A 15,427-nucleotide genomic window follows, 5' to 3' on the forward strand; every position below is an offset into this window, starting at 1 on the left:
CGCCAAGGCGCTCACGAACGGCTCTCCTTCCTGCGATAGACGATGGGGCTGCGCGTCAGATAGAGGAACGGGAAGCTCAGACAATGCACGAGGCGCGTGAACGGAAAGAGGATCGCCGTCACCATCCACAGCAGCATGTGCGCGCGGAACACGAACGGCACGCCCTCCATCAGCGAAACGTCGGGAGAGAACGCAAGGAGCGAGCGGAACCACGGCGAAATCGTCGCGCGGTAGTCAAAAGCGAAGCCGCCCAGGGCGTTCGACAGCGTCCCCGCGCAGCCCGTCAGGATGGCGAGGAAGAGCACGAGGTAGAGCCAACGATCCATGCACGACGTGTTGACCTGCATGTAGTCTTTGCCCAGAAAGCGGCGCTTCAAGAGCAGCAGGAAGCCGAGGAAAAACAGGATGCCCGCCGGTATGCCGCCCGCCAGCGCGATGATGTGATAGAGATGCTCGTTGATTCCCGCCGCCTCCGTGCAGACCTTTGGGATGAGCACGCCGATGATGTGACCGCCCAAGGCCATGAAGAGGCCGAGGTGGAACATCGGACCTGCAATCTTCAAATCATTCTTCGAGAGAAATTCGCTCGATTTCGTCGTCCAACCGCGCTCCATCAAGACGTAGCGCGCTATCGTGCCGCCTATGAGCACGGTGAAAGCGATGTAGGGCAGTACGCCCCAAAAGAACTCATTCATGCTGCATCCCCTTCCCATCTCTCCGCCTGCATGAGCACGACGTCCAAAAGAAAAGCATAGGCAAGCTTCGCCTCGATGAAGCGGTCGCGCAGGAGCTTGAGCTTGTCCTTCATCGTGCGAAAGACCTCCGCCGCCTTCTCTTCGGGCAGGGCGGCGGCAAGCTCCAAGAGCGCCGGCAAATAGTCGGGAAGCTCGTTCTGCGTGTCGAAGCCGTTCTTGAGAAACAGCTGCTTGTAGACGTGCATCTCGCTCGCCTGCTTGCCGAAGTCCGTGCGATCCTGCGTCGTCAGATAAAGATTCGTGTTCGGCGAGAACTCGAAAGAGCGCACATACTGCTCTTCGTAAGCCTTATTGCCGAGCTCCTGCGCGTAGTCAAAAAGCTCTTCCAAGACCTCTCGCGCCTGCTTCGTTTCAATCTCTGCCGCCGCGGCGCGGCAGGCATCGAAATCCTGCCACCACGCCTCGCTCGGATACTCCAAAAGATATGCCGCGAGCTTCAGCAGCTTCTTGTACTCTTCCATCAGCAACCTCCCGGGCAGACATAGCCCGCGCTGCCCTGCAGCTCGCGCAGACGCTCGTGCGTCTCCGCCTGCAGTCCCGCCGGAATGACGACGCGATCCTTGCGCTTGGCGATGGCAAGCAAGCGGTACATCTTCTCGTACTCCGCCTCATGCAGGGAAAGCTCTTCGGGAAGCGACTCTTTCGTTTCCTTGTAGCGCATGACCGTGCGCATTTCCAAGAGCCGCGCGAGCGTATTCTTGACGACGGCGACGTCGCCCGCCGCGAAGAGCTGCGCCAGATATTCGAGCGGGATGCGCATGTCCGCTGCGTCGGGCAGATAGACCTCCGCTTCCACATGCTTCAAGATCGGCGAGAGCGGCGGGATGTACCAGACCATCGGCAACGTGCGGTACTCGGGATGCAGCGGCAGAGCGATCTGCCACTGACGGATGATCTTGTCGACGGGCGAACGCTCCGCCGCATGAATCCACGCATCGGAAATGCCCGCCTCACGCGCCGCCTTCTGCACGTCCGGATCGTGCGGATCGAGGAAGATGCCGCGCTCGCTCGCAGGAATGTGCGCGGCATTTTCCGTCTTTGCCGCCTCTTCCACCTTGTCCATGTCGTAGAAAATCACGCCCATGTAGCGGATGCGCCCGACGCAGGTGTCGGTGCAGACCGTCGGGAGGCCGTTTTCCAGACGCGGATAGCACAAGACGCACTTCTCCGCCTTGTTCGACTTCCAGTTGTAATAGATCTTCTTGTACGGACAGGCTGGCACGCAGTGACGCCAGCCGCGGCAGACGTCCTGCGAGATGAGGACGACGCCGTCCTCGTCGCGCTTGTAGATCGCGCCCGAAGGACACGCAGCGACGCAGGCGGGATTCAGACAGTGGTTGCAGAGGCGCGGCAGGTACTTCATGAAGAGATCGTGAAATTCCAGCTTGATCTTCTCGCCGAGTTTCTTCAAATTGTGATCGCTGCGCGCCGACTCGCCGCTCGCGAGATCGTCCTCCCAGTTCGGCCCCCACTTGATCTCCATGCGCTTCTGCGTGATCAGAGAGCGCGGACGCGCCACGGGCTGATGGTTCTTGCGGCCCGAATGGATCAGCGTCTCGTAGTCGTATGTCCACGGCTCGTAGTAGTCGTCAAGCTCGGGCTGATCGGGATGGTAGAAGAGCTTCAGGAGGCGCACCGCCTTGTTTGCGCCGGAGGCGAGCGAAAGTTCGCCGTCCTTGACCTTCCAGCCGCCCTTCCACTTTTCCTGATCTTCCCAATTCTTCGGGTAGCCGATGCCCGGCTTCGTCTCGACGTTGTTGAAGTACATGTACTCCGCGCCCTCGCGGTTCGTCCAGACGTTCTTGCACGTGATCGAGCAAGTATGGCAGCCGAGGCACTTGTCAAGGTTCATGACCATCGCTATCTGAGCTTTAATCCTCAAGCCAATCGACCTCCTTCATCTTGCGCGCGACGACGTAGGTATCGCGCTGATTGCCCGTCGGGCCGTAGTAATTGAATCCGTAGCTGAACTGCCCGTAGCCGCCGATCATGTGCGTCGGCTTCATCATGATGTGCGTCGGCGTATTGTGCGTGCCGCCGCGCGTGCCCGAAATCTTCGAGCCGGGCACATTGATGTGGCGATCCTGCGCGTGGTGCATAAAGACGACGCCGCGCGGCAGGCGGGGCGAGGTCACGACGCGCGAGGCGACGACGCCGTTGCGGTTGTAAAGCTCGACCCAGTCATTGTCCTTGACGTCGATATCGGCGGCGTCCTTCTCGTTGAACCACACGGTCTGCCCGCCGCGGAACAGCGTCAGGAGCTGCTGGCTGTCGAAGTACATGCTGTGCGTGCTCCACTTGTTGTGCGGCGTCAGATAGCGCAGCGTGATTTCCTTGCCCTCGCCGAGCTTCTTCTCGATCGGGCGGTTCTCCAAGATCGGGCGGTACGTCGCCATCGCCTCGCCCCACTCCTGCATGAGCTCGTGATCGACGTAGAAGCACTGGCGTCCCGTCACCGTGCGGAAAGGCACGAGCTCCTCGACGTTCGTCGTGAACGGCGTGTAGCGGCGATTGCGGTTGCTGCCCGTGAACGTCGGCGTCGTGATCGTCTGGCGCGGCTGCACGGCGACCTGATCGAACGTGAAGCGCTCGATCTCGCGATCCTTGGCGAGCCGCGTGAGATTCGTAAGACCTGTGCGCTTCTCCATCGACTGCCATGCGCGCACGGCGACGGAGCCTTTCGTCGTCGACGAAAGCCCCATGACGGCGTCGGCGGCCTGGCGCGCCTCAAAGATCGACGGCATGCCGTAAGAAACGAAATCCTTGTTTTCAATGACGCCGTTGCGCTTTCGGATCTCCTCGTAGTCTTCCTTCGACTCCCACGAGAGGCCGTGTGCGCCCATGCCCTTCTCCACGTTGGGGCCGAGCGCGATCCACTTCTCGTAAACCTTCGTATAGTCGCGCTCCACCTTGACGAGGTTCGGCATCGTCTTGCCCGGGATCGGCTCGCAGTCGCCCTTCTTCCAGTCGCGAATCCGACCCTCGGGCTGCGCCGTCTCGCCTTCCGTATCGTGCTGCAGAGGTACGGCGACGACATCCGTGTACGGCTTCATGCCCGCTTCCTTGGCGACGCGCGAGACAGCCTCGGCGAGCGTGCGGAAGATGTCCCAGTCCGTGCGCGCCTCCCACAAGGGATCGACGGCAGGCTGGAACGGATGGACAAACGGATGCATGTCCGTCGAGGAAAGGTCGGTCTTCTCGTACCACGTTGCCGTCGGCAGCACGACGTCGGAATAGAGTGCCGAGCCGGCCATGCGGAAATCAAGGTCGATGAGCAGGTCGAGCTTGCCCTCGGCCGCGCCGCCGGGCTGACTGATCTCCTGCTCCTCGCGCCAACGTATCTCCGTCGGGCGCGTCGGGCACTTCTCCTCGGCGAAAAGACCGTTCTTCGTGCCGAGCAGATACTTGAGGAAGTATTCGTGCCCCTTCGACGACGAAGTGATGAGGTTCGCGCGCCAGATGAAGAGGTTGCGAGGGAAATTCTCGGGCGCGTCGGGATCTTCCGCCGAGAAGTTCAGCTCGCCCTTCTTGAGGCTTTCAGCGACGAACTTCTTTACGTCCTCGAAGTCCTCATGACCCGCCGCCTTCGCCTCGTCGATGATCTTCTGCCCGCTCTTGTTGAACGTCGGGTAGGATGGCAGCCAGCCGAGACGTGCCGCGAGCACGTTGTAGTCGCCGGGGTGGCGGTAGCGCGGCTTGCCCGTCGCCGCGACAATCTCTTGCGTGTCGATCTCGTCGCTCCGCCACTGATCGGTGCCGAAGTAGAAGAACGATGTGCTGTTCTGCAGACGCGCCGCCGGCTGCCAGTCCGTCGCCGTCATGACGCGCGCCCAGCCCTCCGCCGGACGCAGTTTCTCCTGCCCGACGTAGTGCGCCCAGCCGCCGCCGTTCCTACCTTCCGCACCGATGAAGAACAGGAGGTTCAAGATCGTGCGGTAGATGATGTCGGCGTTGTACCAGTGGTTGATGCCCGCGCCCATGATGACCATGGTTCTGCCGTCCGTCTTGATCGAGTTGTCCGCCATCTCACGCGCCGTATGAATGGCAAGCTCGGGCGAGACGCCCGTGTACTTTTCCTGCCAATGCGGCGTATACGGCACATCGTCCTCGTAGGACGCAGCCGCCTCACCGCCGAGGCCGCGGTCGATCGCATAGTTCGCCATCGTCAGGTCGTAGACCGTCGTCACGAGGCGCTCGCCCGCCGCCGTCTTGATCTTCTTTACGGGCACCATGCGCTTTAAGAGCATTTCCTCGCGCTCCGTGCCGAAGTACGGCAGAGTGACTTCGACCGCGTCATCCTTGACGTCGAGGACGGAAAGCCGCGCCTTGATCGCCTCGCCCGTGTCGCTGTCCTCTTCCTTGAGGTTCCACTTCGCCTGACGATCCCAGCGGTCGCCCATCGTGCCGTTCGGCACGACGAGCCTTTCCGTCATCTCATCCACGACGTAGAACTTGAAGTCGGCGTGCTTCTCGTCGGCACGTCCCATATCCTTCGCGTTGAGGAAGCGTCCGGGCAGGAAGCTGCCGTCTTCTTTCTCGTCGAGGAGCACGAGGAACGGGAAATCCGTAAAGCGGCGCACATAGTCGACGAAGAACGGCACTTCCTTGTCGATGTAGTACTCCTTCAGGATGACATGCCCCATCGCCATGGCGAGCGCTGCGTCGCTGCCCGTGTGCAGGCTGATCCACGTGTCGGCGACCGTCGTCGACTCCGCGTAGTCGGGCGCGACGGAGACGACCTTCGTGCCCTTGTAGCGCACCTCCGTCAAGAAATGTGCGTCGGGCGTGCGCGTCAGCGGCACGTTCGAGCCCCAGGTGATGATGTAGCCCGCATTGTACCAATCGCTCGACTCCGGCACGTCCGTCTGGTCGCCCCAGACCTGCGGGCTTGCCGGCGGCAGATCGGCGTACCAGTCGTAGAAGGAAAGACCCGCGCCGCCCATGAGCTGCATGAAGCGAAGTCCTGCGGCATAGCTGAGCATAGACTTCGCGGGAATGACGGAAAAGCCAAAGTTGCGGTCCGGACCGTACTTTTCTACCGTGTAGAGAAGCGACGAGGCGATGAGCTCCGACACCTCGTCCCAATTCGAGCGCACGAAGCCGCCCATGCCGCGCGCCGCCTTGTAGCGCTTCTTCTTCGCGGGATCGTCGGCGATGCTGCGCCATGCCTCAAGTGCCGTCTTATGGCTCTTCTTCGCTTCACGCCAAAGCTCCGCGAGATCGCTCCTGAGATACGGGTACTTGATGCGCAGCGGGCTGTAGAGATACCACGAGAACGAAGCGCCGCGCGGACAGCCGCGAGGCTCGAAGTCCGGCATGTCGGGCGCGGTCTCCGGATAGTCGAGTGCCTGGTTCTCCCAAGCCACGAGGCCGTCCTTCACATAGATGTTCCAGCTGCACGACCCCGTACAGTTCACACCGTGCGTCGAGCGCACCCGCTTATCGAATGACCAGCGGTCGCGGTACATGTTCTCCCAGTCGCGCCCGCCCTCATGAATCTGTTGGTGGCCGCTCGCCGTCCGCTCCTTCGGGATAAGATAACGGAACTTCTGGAAAATGCTGCTCACTTCTCCATCTCCCTCCTGAGGAAATCTCATTTTCTTAAAGAATACGGATATTTTCATCCGCACTTCTCTAACTTCTCTAATCCGATTTATTATAGCAAAATTTTCTCGGATTTGTCCTGTAACAAATATCACAGATGAAAAATTTTCTATCGAATATGGGATATGCAGTGATAAATATTACTGCAAGTCGCTTTTCTTATGCTATACTAAGATGATATGGTATAATGATTTTCACCGAAGAAAGGAGTTTTTCCATGAAAAAAATCGCCCTTCTCCTCTCGTGCCTCGTCCTCTTCGTTCTCGCGGGCTGCGGCACAGCGCCGAGCGCTTCGGACGCGAAGAAAGATTCCGTCGAGCTGCAGGTCTCCGCTGCCGCGAGCCTGACCGACGCGATGAATGAGCTGGCGACCGAGTACGCGAAGGAGCATCCTCAGACGAAGCTCGTCTTCAACTTCGGCAGCAGCGGCGCCCTGCAGCAGGCGATTGAGAACGGCGGCAGCGCCGACCTCTTCTTCTCGGCGGCGCAGAAGCAGATGGATGCGCTCGAAAAGGCGGGACTTCTCGCTGACGGCACGCGCAAGAACCTCCTCGAAAACGAAGTCGTGCTCATCGTTCCCAAGGATGGCGGCAAGGCGATCACCTCCTTTGAAGCGCTTGCGACTCCTACGGTTTCTCGCGTTGCACTCGGCGAGCCGAAGGGCGTTCCCGTCGGCCAGTACACGGAGGAAATCCTCACGAAGCTCGGCATCCTCGACCAGGTGAAGACCAAGGCGGTCTACGGCTCCGACGTGCGCCAAGTTCTCTCGTGGACGGAGACGGGCGACGCGGACTGCGGCGTCGTCTACGCGACGGACGCTGCCATTTCCGACAAGGTCAAGGTCGCAGCGAAAGCTCCGGCAGGCTCGCACAAGCCCGTCATCTATCCCGCTGCCATCTTGAAGGACACGAAGCACATGGACGAGGCGAAATCCTTCCTCGACTTCGTTTCCTCGGAAAAGGGCACGGCAATCCTTGAAAAGTACGGCTTCAAAGCCGCCGGAAAATAATGGAACTTGAAGTCAAAATCCGCAAGAAGCTGCGCGGCTTCGATCTTGCCGTGGAATTTTCCGTGCGCGACGAAGTGCTCGCTCTGCTCGGCGCCTCGGGCTGCGGCAAGAGCATGACCTTGAAGTGCATCGCGGGCATCGAAAAGCCCGACGAAGGTCGCATCCTGCTCAACGGGCGCACGCTCTTCGACAGCGAAAAGGGCGTGAACCTCGCGCCGCAGAAGCGCCGCGTCGGCTACCTGTTCCAAGACTACGCCCTCTTTCCCAACATGACCGTCGCCGAGAACATCACGTTTTCGGCGCACGGCACGAAAGAAGAAAAGCGCAAGCTCCTCGAAAGGGAGCTTGCGCGCTTTTCGCTTGCGGGACTCGAAAACTCTTACCCCAAGGAACTTTCGGGCGGACAGAAACAGCGCACGGCGTTCGCGCGCATCCTCGCCTCCGATGCCGAACTTCTGCTGCTCGACGAGCCGTTCTCCGCGCTCGACAGCTACCTCAAGTGGCAGTTGGAGCTGGAGCTGCTACACCTCTTCGACGACTACGGACGCGCCGCCGTCCTCGTCTCGCACGACCGCGGCGAAGCCTACCGCCTGGCCGATCGCATCGCCGTCCTGAGCAGCGGCGCCCTCGAATCGCTCGGCACGAAGCACGCGCTCTTCGAGCAGCCCGGCACACTCGCGGCGACGCTCCTCACAGGCTGCAAGAATATCTCCCGCGCACGCCGCACGGCAGAGCATGAGCTCTTCGCCGAGGACTGGCAAATCACGCTGCACTCTGCCGCCCCCGTGCCCGAGAACCTCCGCCATGTCGGCATCCGCGCCCACTTCTTTTCCCTGCGCGAAGAAGCGGCGGAAAACACGCCGCGCATGGAAGCCGTGCAGATCATCGAGGATGCCTTTTCCTACCTCGTCATGGCGAAGAAGGCGGATTCGGACGCCGCGCCCGTGCGTTGGGAGATTGAAAAAATCGCTTGGCAAGGGCTGGGGCAGAAAGAATTCTATCTGCATTTTCCCGCCGATCGGCTCATCTTGCTCGAACGATAGGAGGCGCACATGGAATTTTCTCCCTTTTGGATCACCTTGAAGACGGCGACGGTCGCCACCTTCATCTCCTTCTTCCTCGGCATCGCCCTCGCCTACGCCGTCCTCCATCTGAGGCGCTTCCAAGGCATTGCCGACGCCGTCATCACATTGCCCATGGTGCTGCCGCCGACCGTCGTCGGCTTCTTCCTCCTGCTCGTATTCGGCAGGAAAAGCCCTCTAGGGCAAATGCTCCTCGACTTCGGCATGCCGCTCGTCTTCACATGGAAGGCGACCGTCATCGCCGCCGTCGTCGTCTCGCTGCCCCTCATGTACCGCACGGCGCGCGGCGCCTTCGAGCAGCTCGACAAAAACATCGTCTATGCGGCACGCACGCTCGGCATCTCCGAGTGGCGCATCTTCTGGCGCATCCTCGTGCCGAACGCCAAGCACGGCATCGTTGCGGGACTCGTGCTGACGTTCACGCGTGCACTCGGCGAGTTCGGCGCGACTATCATGTTCGCAGGCAACGTCCCCGGCACGACGCAGACGATGTCCACAGCGATCTACGCCGCTGTACAGGCGAACGACTACGACCTCGCCTTCCAATGGGCGACGGCTCTCGTCCTCTTCTCCCTCGTCTTCGTCGCCGCCATGAACGCTTGGCTCGCGCGAAGCCGCGGCTAAAATACGGACGCAAAAAAAGCTTCCTGCTGCAGCGTCGCTGCAGCAGGAAGCCTTTCTATTTTAATTTGTTCGCGATGGATTTCGCGCCTTACATCATGCCCGGCATACCGCCGCCCATGCCCGGTGCGCCCATCGGCATCGGAGGCTCCTTCTCCGGCTTGTCCGCCACGAGCGTCTCCGTCGTCAGAACCATCGCCGCGATGCTCGCCGCATTCTGCAGAGCGGAGCGCGTGACCTTCGCCGGGTCGACGATGCCCGCGCCGATCATGTCGACGTACTCGCCCGTCAGAGCGTTGAAGCCCGTGCCGTTCGCCGACTTCTTGACGTTCTCGACGACGACGGAACCTTCAAGACCCGCGTTGTTCGCAATCTGGCGAACCGGCTCCTCGATGGCGCGCTTCACGATGTTGATGCCCGTCTGCACGTCGCCTTCGGCGCTCAAAGCGTCAAGCGCGGGCAGGATGTCGACGAACGTCGTGCCGCCGCCGGCGACGATGCCCTCTTCGACCGCCGCACGCGTAGCGTTCAGAGCGTCCTCGATGCGCAGCTTCTTGTCCTTCATCTCGACCTCGGTCGCAGCGCCGATCTCGATGACGGCGACGCCGCCCGCGAGCTTTGCGAGGCGCTCCTGCAGCTTCTCCTTGTCGAAGTCCGAAGTCGTCTCCGCAACCTGCTTCTTGATCTGCTCGACGCGCGCGTCGATCGCAGCCTTGTCGCCGGAGCCGTCGACGATCGTCGTCTCTTCCTTCGAGGCGCGAACCTGACGCGCCTGACCGAGATCCTCGATCTCGACGCTGTCGAGCTTCCTGCCGACTTCCTCGGAGATGACCGTGCCGCCCGTCAGGATAGCGATGTCTTCGAGCATCGCCTTGCGGCGGTCGCCGAAGCCCGGAGCCTTGACGGCAAGAGCCTTGAACGTGCCGCGCAGCTTGTTGACGACGAGCGTCGCAAGCGCCTCACCGTCGAGATCCTCGGCGATGATCATCAGTTCCTTGCCCTGCTTTACGACCTTCTCAAGAATCGGCAGGATGTCGGCAATCGCCGAAATCTTGCGATCCGTGATGAGGATGTACGGATTGTCGAGAACGGCTTCCATCTTGTCCGTGTCCGTGACCATGTAGGGGGAGATGTAGCCGCGGTCGAACTGCATGCCCTCGACGACCGAGAGGTTCGTGTCCATGGACTTCGACTCCTCGACCGTGATGACGCCGTCCTTGCCGACCTTCTCCATCGCCTCTGCGATCAGCTCGCCGACTTCCTCGTCGCCCGAGGAAATCGCCGCGACCTGCGCGATCGCCGCCTTGCCCTCGACCTTCTTCGAGTTGCTCTTGATCTCATCGACGAGCTTCTTGACCGCCTGGTCGATGCCCTTCTTGAGGATCATCGGGTTCGCGCCCGCAGCGACGTTCCTCATGCCCTCGTGGATCATCGCCTGCGCGAGAAGCGTAGCCGTCGTCGTGCCGTCGCCCGCGATGTCGTTCGTCTTCGTCGCGACTTCCTTGACGAGCTGTGCGCCCATGTTCTCAAACGGATCTTCGAGTTCGATGTCCTTCGCAATCGTCACGCCGTCGTTCGTGATCGTCGGTGCGCCGAACTTCTTGTCGAGAACGACGTTGCGACCCTTAGGCCCAAGCGTGACCTTTACGGCATTTGCCAAAGCGTCGACGCCCTTGCCGAGCGCACGGCGCGCTTCTTCATTGAACAAAACCTGCTTTGCCATGGTAAAACCTCCCAATATCTATCGAATCTATCGAATCTGCGCTCTCTCAGACAAATCTCAGAGAACCGCGAGGATGTCGCTCTCGCGAACGATCAAGTAGTTCTGCTCGTCAACCTTGACTTCAGAACCCGAGTACTTCGAGAAGATAACCTTGTCGCCCGTCTTGACTTCCATCTGCGCACGCGTGCCGTTGTCAAGCATCTTGCCCGTGCCGACTGCGACGACTTCGCCTTCCTGCGGCTTCTCCTTCGCCGTGTCCGGCAGCACGATGCCGCTCGCCGTCTTCATATCGCCTTCCGAAACCTTGATGACAACTCTGTCGCCCAATGGCCTGATCATGTTTATCTTCCTCCCAAATCAACGGAATCGCTGACGAATCAGCTCTTCCTAAATTCTTTTTTGTTAGCACTCGCATTGCTTGAGTGCTAACCACAGTTCTTATATTACTCATTTTTCGACAAATAGTCAAGAACTTTTTTTGATTTTTTGACCTTTTAGAGAAAAATCTGCCGCGAAGTGTAATAGAACGGCACGTTGTCAGTTTTCCAGACTCTTCTCATCGAGCAGAAAATCATAGACATTCATGAAGAGGACGCCCTTCTCATTATAATGCGGCGCCGGGCTGTCCTTCGTGATGATCATGCGCTTGAAAAAATCCCCCGTCAGCATCAGGGAGCGCTGCTCCTGCTCCATCTTCGCGGCATCCGGCAGCGCGTAGGCAGACTGAATGTAATAGCGCTTCGAGCCCTTATTGCAGACGAAGTCTATTTCGAGCTGCCTGCGGATGCTGCTTCCCTTATCATTCGTGCCGTACTGCTGGATGACGCCCACATCCACATTAAACCCACGGATCTTCAGCTCATTGAAGATGATATTCTCCATGCTGTGCGTTTCCTCCAGCTGTCTGAAATTCAGTCGGGCATTCCGCAGCCCCATGTCCGTAAAATAGTATTTCACTGGAGTGTCCATGTATTTCTTTCCCTTTACGTCATAGCGCAGAGCACCGTCAATCAGAAACGAATCACACAGATAATCAATATAGCGTTTGATCGTACTGTTGCTGATCTTCTTTCCCTTGACCGAGCGAAAGGTCGCCGACAGCTTTTCCGGGTTGGTCAGCGAGCCGATGGCAGAAGAGAGAATGTTCAAAAGCTCTTCCAGTTCCGTCTTGTTGCGTATCCTGTGCCTGCCGACAATATCGGAAATATAGGTTTCCTCAAAAAGTGCTTTCAGAAAAGCAATCTTCTGCTCTGTCGTCGTAAAATTCAGCACCAACGGCAGACCGCCGTAGAGCATATATTCATTCCAGCCATCGTATTTGCTGCCAGAATAGACCGACATAAATTCTGCAAAGCTCAGCGGATACATGCGAACCTCATCGCCGCGCCCTCGGAATTCCGTAATCACGTCCTTCGACAGAAAGCGGGCGTTACTGCCGGTCACATACACATCTACATTTTCCATGCGAATCAAACTGTTAAGGACGGACTCAAATTCCCCCAGAAGCTGCACCTCATCGAGCAGTACATAATACAGCCCTTCACCTGCGAGCTGTTCCTTCAAATACGGATACAGCACAACAGGATCGCAGAATCGCTTATTTTCAAACGTATCGAACGCGATCTCGACGATATGATTCGCGTCCGTTCCTTCCGAGAGCAAATGCTCCTTGAAGAGCTTGAACAAGAGATACGATTTCCCGCATCGTCGCATGCCCGTAACGACCTTGATCAGCCCGTTATGCTTCTTGCTGATCAGGGTATTCAGATAACGATCTCTTTTGATTTCCATTCCATAGCCTCCTATTGAAGATTTTTGCGGTATACTGAAAAAATCTTCAATATAATTATATCCCCGACAGCATTATTTTTCCAGTCAAATAAAAAGATTTTTGCGGCTGCCCGCAAAAATCTTTTTTAGGGAAACGCTGATAAAATGAAGTCGCCCAGATTTGCGCAGATGCGCTGTATCTATCGAGGAGACAAGCTACACGCACAAACGTCCACTTTGTAGACATTGTGCGCCGCCCTTACCTGAAACCAGCCAATCGATCTGCGCCTTCGGCTTGACCTCTTGGGGTTTCAGTGTAAACCGGAGGCGTAGCGGTGCTACGTCGAGGATTTGTCGACGACGAGAGGACAGCGCAGATGCGTGAAGATGGGTGGCTGAATTTATCAGTGGTCCCTTAGGAACTCATATAAAATCGACCTGCCGCGTAGCAACAAAGCTGTTCCTCGCTTCTCCGATCTTCCCCCCTCACCCCAGCACCAGTCCCACAGGACAATGATCGCTGCCGAAGACCTCGTTGTGGATCGTCGCCTCCTTGATCTTCGGCGCAAGGCGGTCGGAAACGAGGAAGTAGTCGATGCGCCAGCCTGCATTCGTCTCACGCGCCTTGCGGAGATACGACCACCAGGTATAGATGCCCGTCTTGTCGGGGTAGAGTGCGCGGAACGTGTCGGTGAAGCCCGCTGCGAGAAGCTCCGTCATCTTCTCGCGCTCCTCGTCGGTGAAGCCTGCATTCTTGCGGTTCGTCTTGGGATTCTTGAGGTCGATTTCCGTATGCGCCACGTTGAGGTCGCCGCAGACGACGACGGGCTTCTTCGCGTCAAGCGCCAAAAGATAGTCGCGGAACGCCTCCTCCCACGTCATGCGATAGGCGAGGCGCTCAAGGCCGCGCTGCGAATTTGGCGTGTAAACTGTCACGAAGTAGAGATCGTCGAACTCCAACGCGATGACGCGCCCCTCGTGATCGTGCTCTTCAATGCCGAGACCGTAGCTGACGGAAAGCGGCTCGATGCGGCTGAAGACCGCCGTGCCCGAGTAGCCCTTCTTCTCCGCACTGTTCCAATACTGCTTGTAGCCCGTAAGCTCCAAGATTGCCTGCTCCGGCTGCATCTTCGTCTCCTGCACGCCGAAGACGTCGGCGTCGAGCGCCTTGAACGACTGCATGAAGCCCTTGCCGAGGCAAGCGCGCAGACCATTGACATTCCATGATACGAAACGCATGATATTTCCCCCTCAGCCCTGCACGGGATCGCCGACGAAGTAGAGATAGAGGACGACGATGATGCCGAGCACGATGCGATACCAACCGAACGCCTTGAAATCATTGTTCTTGATGTAGCGCAGCAGAAACTTGATCGAAAGGATCGACACGACGAATGCCGTCGCCATGCCCACGACGAGAATCAAGATCTCGCTGCCCGTGTAGTGCCAGCCAAACTTGACCATCTTCAAGAGACTCGCGCCGAACATGACGGGAATGGCGAGGAAGAACGTGAATTCCGCCGCCACATAGCGCGACGTGCCGAAGAGGATGCCGCCCAAGATCGTCGCGCCCGAGCGCGACGTGCCCGGCACGAGAGACAGCACCTGGAACAGGCCGATGATGAACGCCGTCTTGTAGTCGAGCCGCTCGATCTCGCGCACGCGCGGCGTGCGACGCTTATTGTACGTCTCGACGACGAGGAACATGACGCCGTAGAAGATCAAGGTCGCCGCGACGACAGGCGCTGTCATAAAGTGCTCTTCCATGAACTTGTTGAACAAAAGTCCGATGACCGCCGCCGGCACGCAGGCAAGGATGACCTTGTACCAGAGCTGCCACGTAGCACGCTTCTCCCAGCTTGACTTCCAGCTCGAAAACGGGTTGAGCTTCTCAAAGTTCAGCACGACGACGGCAAGGATGGCGCCGAGCTGTATGACGACGAGGAACATGTCCATAAAGGACTTCGAGACGTCGAGCTTGATGAACTCATCGACAAGAATCATATGTCCCGTACTGCTGATCGGCAGCCACTCCGTCAGCCCTTCGACAATGCCCAGGACAACCGTTTTCAAAAGCTCCATAATACTTAAATCCACACAGAATCCCCCTAATTCTCCCTACGAGATATTGAACGGGAACATTATACCACAGTTGCCGCGTCGTTGGAACAAAAAGGATTGCTCTTTCCATTCGCAAACTTACGGAATCACTGCCCACTCATGAATCCTTGAATTATAAAAGATAATAAATCTTATTTGTGAATCCGTACCATTTATGCTATAATGGGAGCGATGAATTTGCGGGCAAAGTTCCGCCCCTATATCGCAAAGGAGGATTTTTCATGCACAAGATGTTGAACCAGCTTCTTTCCGACCTCGTCGTCGAATATCACAAACTTCAGCACTACCACTGGTACGTCAAGGGTCCCGACTTCTTCCCCGTTCACGCGCAGTTGGAAAGCTACTACGACGGCGTGCGCGAAGACATCGACGCCATCGCCGAGAGCCTGCTGCAGATCAACCACGAACCGCTGTCGTCCCTCAAGGACTTCCTCGCAACCGCGAAGATTGAGGAAGCGAAGCCCGGCTTCGTGACCTCGGACGAGATCCTCGCTGAAGTCGAGAAGGACTTCTCCTATATCTACGAGCAGGTGCGCAGCCTCAAGAAAGCTGCCGACGAGGCGAACCGCTACGTCACTTCCATGCTCATGGACGACCTCATCAAGAAATACGCCAAGTCGCTGTGGATGCTTCGTCAGGCGCGCATGAAGTAAGAGAACCCGCAGCATGAACAGTCAAAAATGGGCGATGCATAGACATGCATCGCCCATTTTTTCATTTCGTGCCGCTCTTCAGGTCTTGA

General features: G+C 58.2%; 13 protein-coding genes. 4 read left to right on the forward strand and 9 right to left on the reverse strand.

Going from position 1 to position 15,427, the window contains the following annotated elements; genetic code table 11:
- Nucleotides 1-11: 11 nt before the first annotated feature.
- Genes narI through OL236_RS06950 form a run of 4 tightly spaced genes read right to left on the reverse strand, consistent with a single transcriptional unit; the run spans nucleotide 12 to nucleotide 6,322 of the window.
- Nucleotides 12-695: a respiratory nitrate reductase subunit gamma gene (narI, locus tag OL236_RS06935; RefSeq protein WP_265070071.1), complete on the reverse strand. Its 684-nt coding sequence runs from the start codon at nucleotides 693-695 to the stop codon at nucleotides 12-14.
- Nucleotides 692-1,216, reverse strand: a complete 525-nt coding sequence (narJ, locus tag OL236_RS06940; RefSeq protein ID WP_264918693.1) for a nitrate reductase molybdenum cofactor assembly chaperone — start codon at nucleotides 1,214-1,216, stop codon at nucleotides 692-694. The genes narI and narJ overlap by 4 nt, the downstream gene beginning before the upstream one ends.
- Nucleotides 1,216-2,637: a nitrate reductase subunit beta gene (gene narH / locus OL236_RS06945; RefSeq protein WP_265070072.1), complete on the reverse strand. Its 1,422-nt coding sequence runs from the start codon at nucleotides 2,635-2,637 to the stop codon at nucleotides 1,216-1,218. Before narH ends, narJ begins: the two co-directional genes overlap by 1 nt.
- Complete coding sequence (locus OL236_RS06950) at nucleotides 2,627-6,322, reverse strand: nitrate reductase subunit alpha (RefSeq protein WP_265070073.1); 3,696 nt, start codon at nucleotides 6,320-6,322, stop codon at nucleotides 2,627-2,629. The genes narH and OL236_RS06950 overlap by 11 nt, the downstream gene beginning before the upstream one ends.
- Before the next feature lie 254 nt (nucleotides 6,323-6,576).
- Here OL236_RS06950 and modA point away from each other — a divergent pair, with 254 nt between their 5' ends.
- The 3 genes from modA to modB are packed head-to-tail and all read left to right on the forward strand — an operon-like array spanning nucleotide 6,577 to nucleotide 9,074.
- Nucleotides 6,577-7,368, forward strand: coding sequence for a molybdate ABC transporter substrate-binding protein (modA, locus tag OL236_RS06955; RefSeq protein WP_265070074.1), 792 nt, complete (start codon nucleotides 6,577-6,579; stop codon nucleotides 7,366-7,368).
- On the forward strand, nucleotides 7,368-8,411 hold the full coding sequence (locus tag OL236_RS06960) for a sulfate/molybdate ABC transporter ATP-binding protein (RefSeq protein WP_265070075.1): 1,044 nt from the start codon (nucleotides 7,368-7,370) through the stop codon (nucleotides 8,409-8,411). The genes modA and OL236_RS06960 overlap by 1 nt, the downstream gene beginning before the upstream one ends.
- A 9-nt stretch (nucleotides 8,412-8,420) precedes the next feature.
- A complete protein-coding gene (gene modB / locus OL236_RS06965; RefSeq protein ID WP_265070076.1) occupies nucleotides 8,421-9,074 on the forward strand; it encodes a molybdate ABC transporter permease subunit in 654 nt (217 codons plus the stop codon).
- Nucleotides 9,075-9,162: 88 nt separating this feature from the next.
- Here modB and groL read toward each other — a convergent pair whose 3' ends face one another.
- From groL to OL236_RS06990, 5 genes are all read right to left on the reverse strand, one after another.
- Nucleotides 9,163-10,794: a chaperonin GroEL gene (groL, locus tag OL236_RS06970; protein ID WP_009647022.1), complete on the reverse strand. Its 1,632-nt coding sequence runs from the start codon at nucleotides 10,792-10,794 to the stop codon at nucleotides 9,163-9,165.
- A gap of 57 nt (nucleotides 10,795-10,851) precedes the next feature.
- Entirely contained in the window at nucleotides 10,852-11,133 is a 282-nt protein-coding gene (gene groES, locus OL236_RS06975; RefSeq protein WP_006193124.1) for a co-chaperone GroES, read from the reverse strand.
- A 198-nt stretch (nucleotides 11,134-11,331) separates the two neighbouring features.
- The gene (locus OL236_RS06980) at nucleotides 11,332-12,585 is read right to left on the reverse strand and encodes an ATP-binding protein (RefSeq protein WP_265070077.1); all 1,254 of its coding nucleotides are present in this window, start codon (nucleotides 12,583-12,585) and stop codon (nucleotides 11,332-11,334) included.
- A 465-nt stretch (nucleotides 12,586-13,050) separates the two neighbouring features.
- On the reverse strand, nucleotides 13,051-13,803 hold the full coding sequence (locus OL236_RS06985) for an exodeoxyribonuclease III (RefSeq protein ID WP_006193130.1): 753 nt from the start codon (nucleotides 13,801-13,803) through the stop codon (nucleotides 13,051-13,053).
- A gap of 12 nt (nucleotides 13,804-13,815) precedes the next feature.
- A complete protein-coding gene (locus tag OL236_RS06990) occupies nucleotides 13,816-14,646 on the reverse strand; it encodes an undecaprenyl-diphosphate phosphatase (RefSeq protein ID WP_264919885.1) in 831 nt (276 codons plus the stop codon).
- Nucleotides 14,647-14,906: 260 nt separating this feature from the next.
- Between OL236_RS06990 and OL236_RS06995 the strand changes: the two genes are divergently transcribed.
- On the forward strand, nucleotides 14,907-15,338 hold the full coding sequence (locus tag OL236_RS06995) for a Dps family protein (RefSeq protein ID WP_265070078.1): 432 nt from the start codon (nucleotides 14,907-14,909) through the stop codon (nucleotides 15,336-15,338).
- Nucleotides 15,339-15,427 lie beyond the last annotated feature (89 nt).

Source organism: Selenomonas sputigena (assembly GCF_026015965.1).
In the GTDB taxonomy this organism is placed as follows: domain Bacteria; phylum Bacillota; class Negativicutes; order Selenomonadales; family Selenomonadaceae; genus Selenomonas.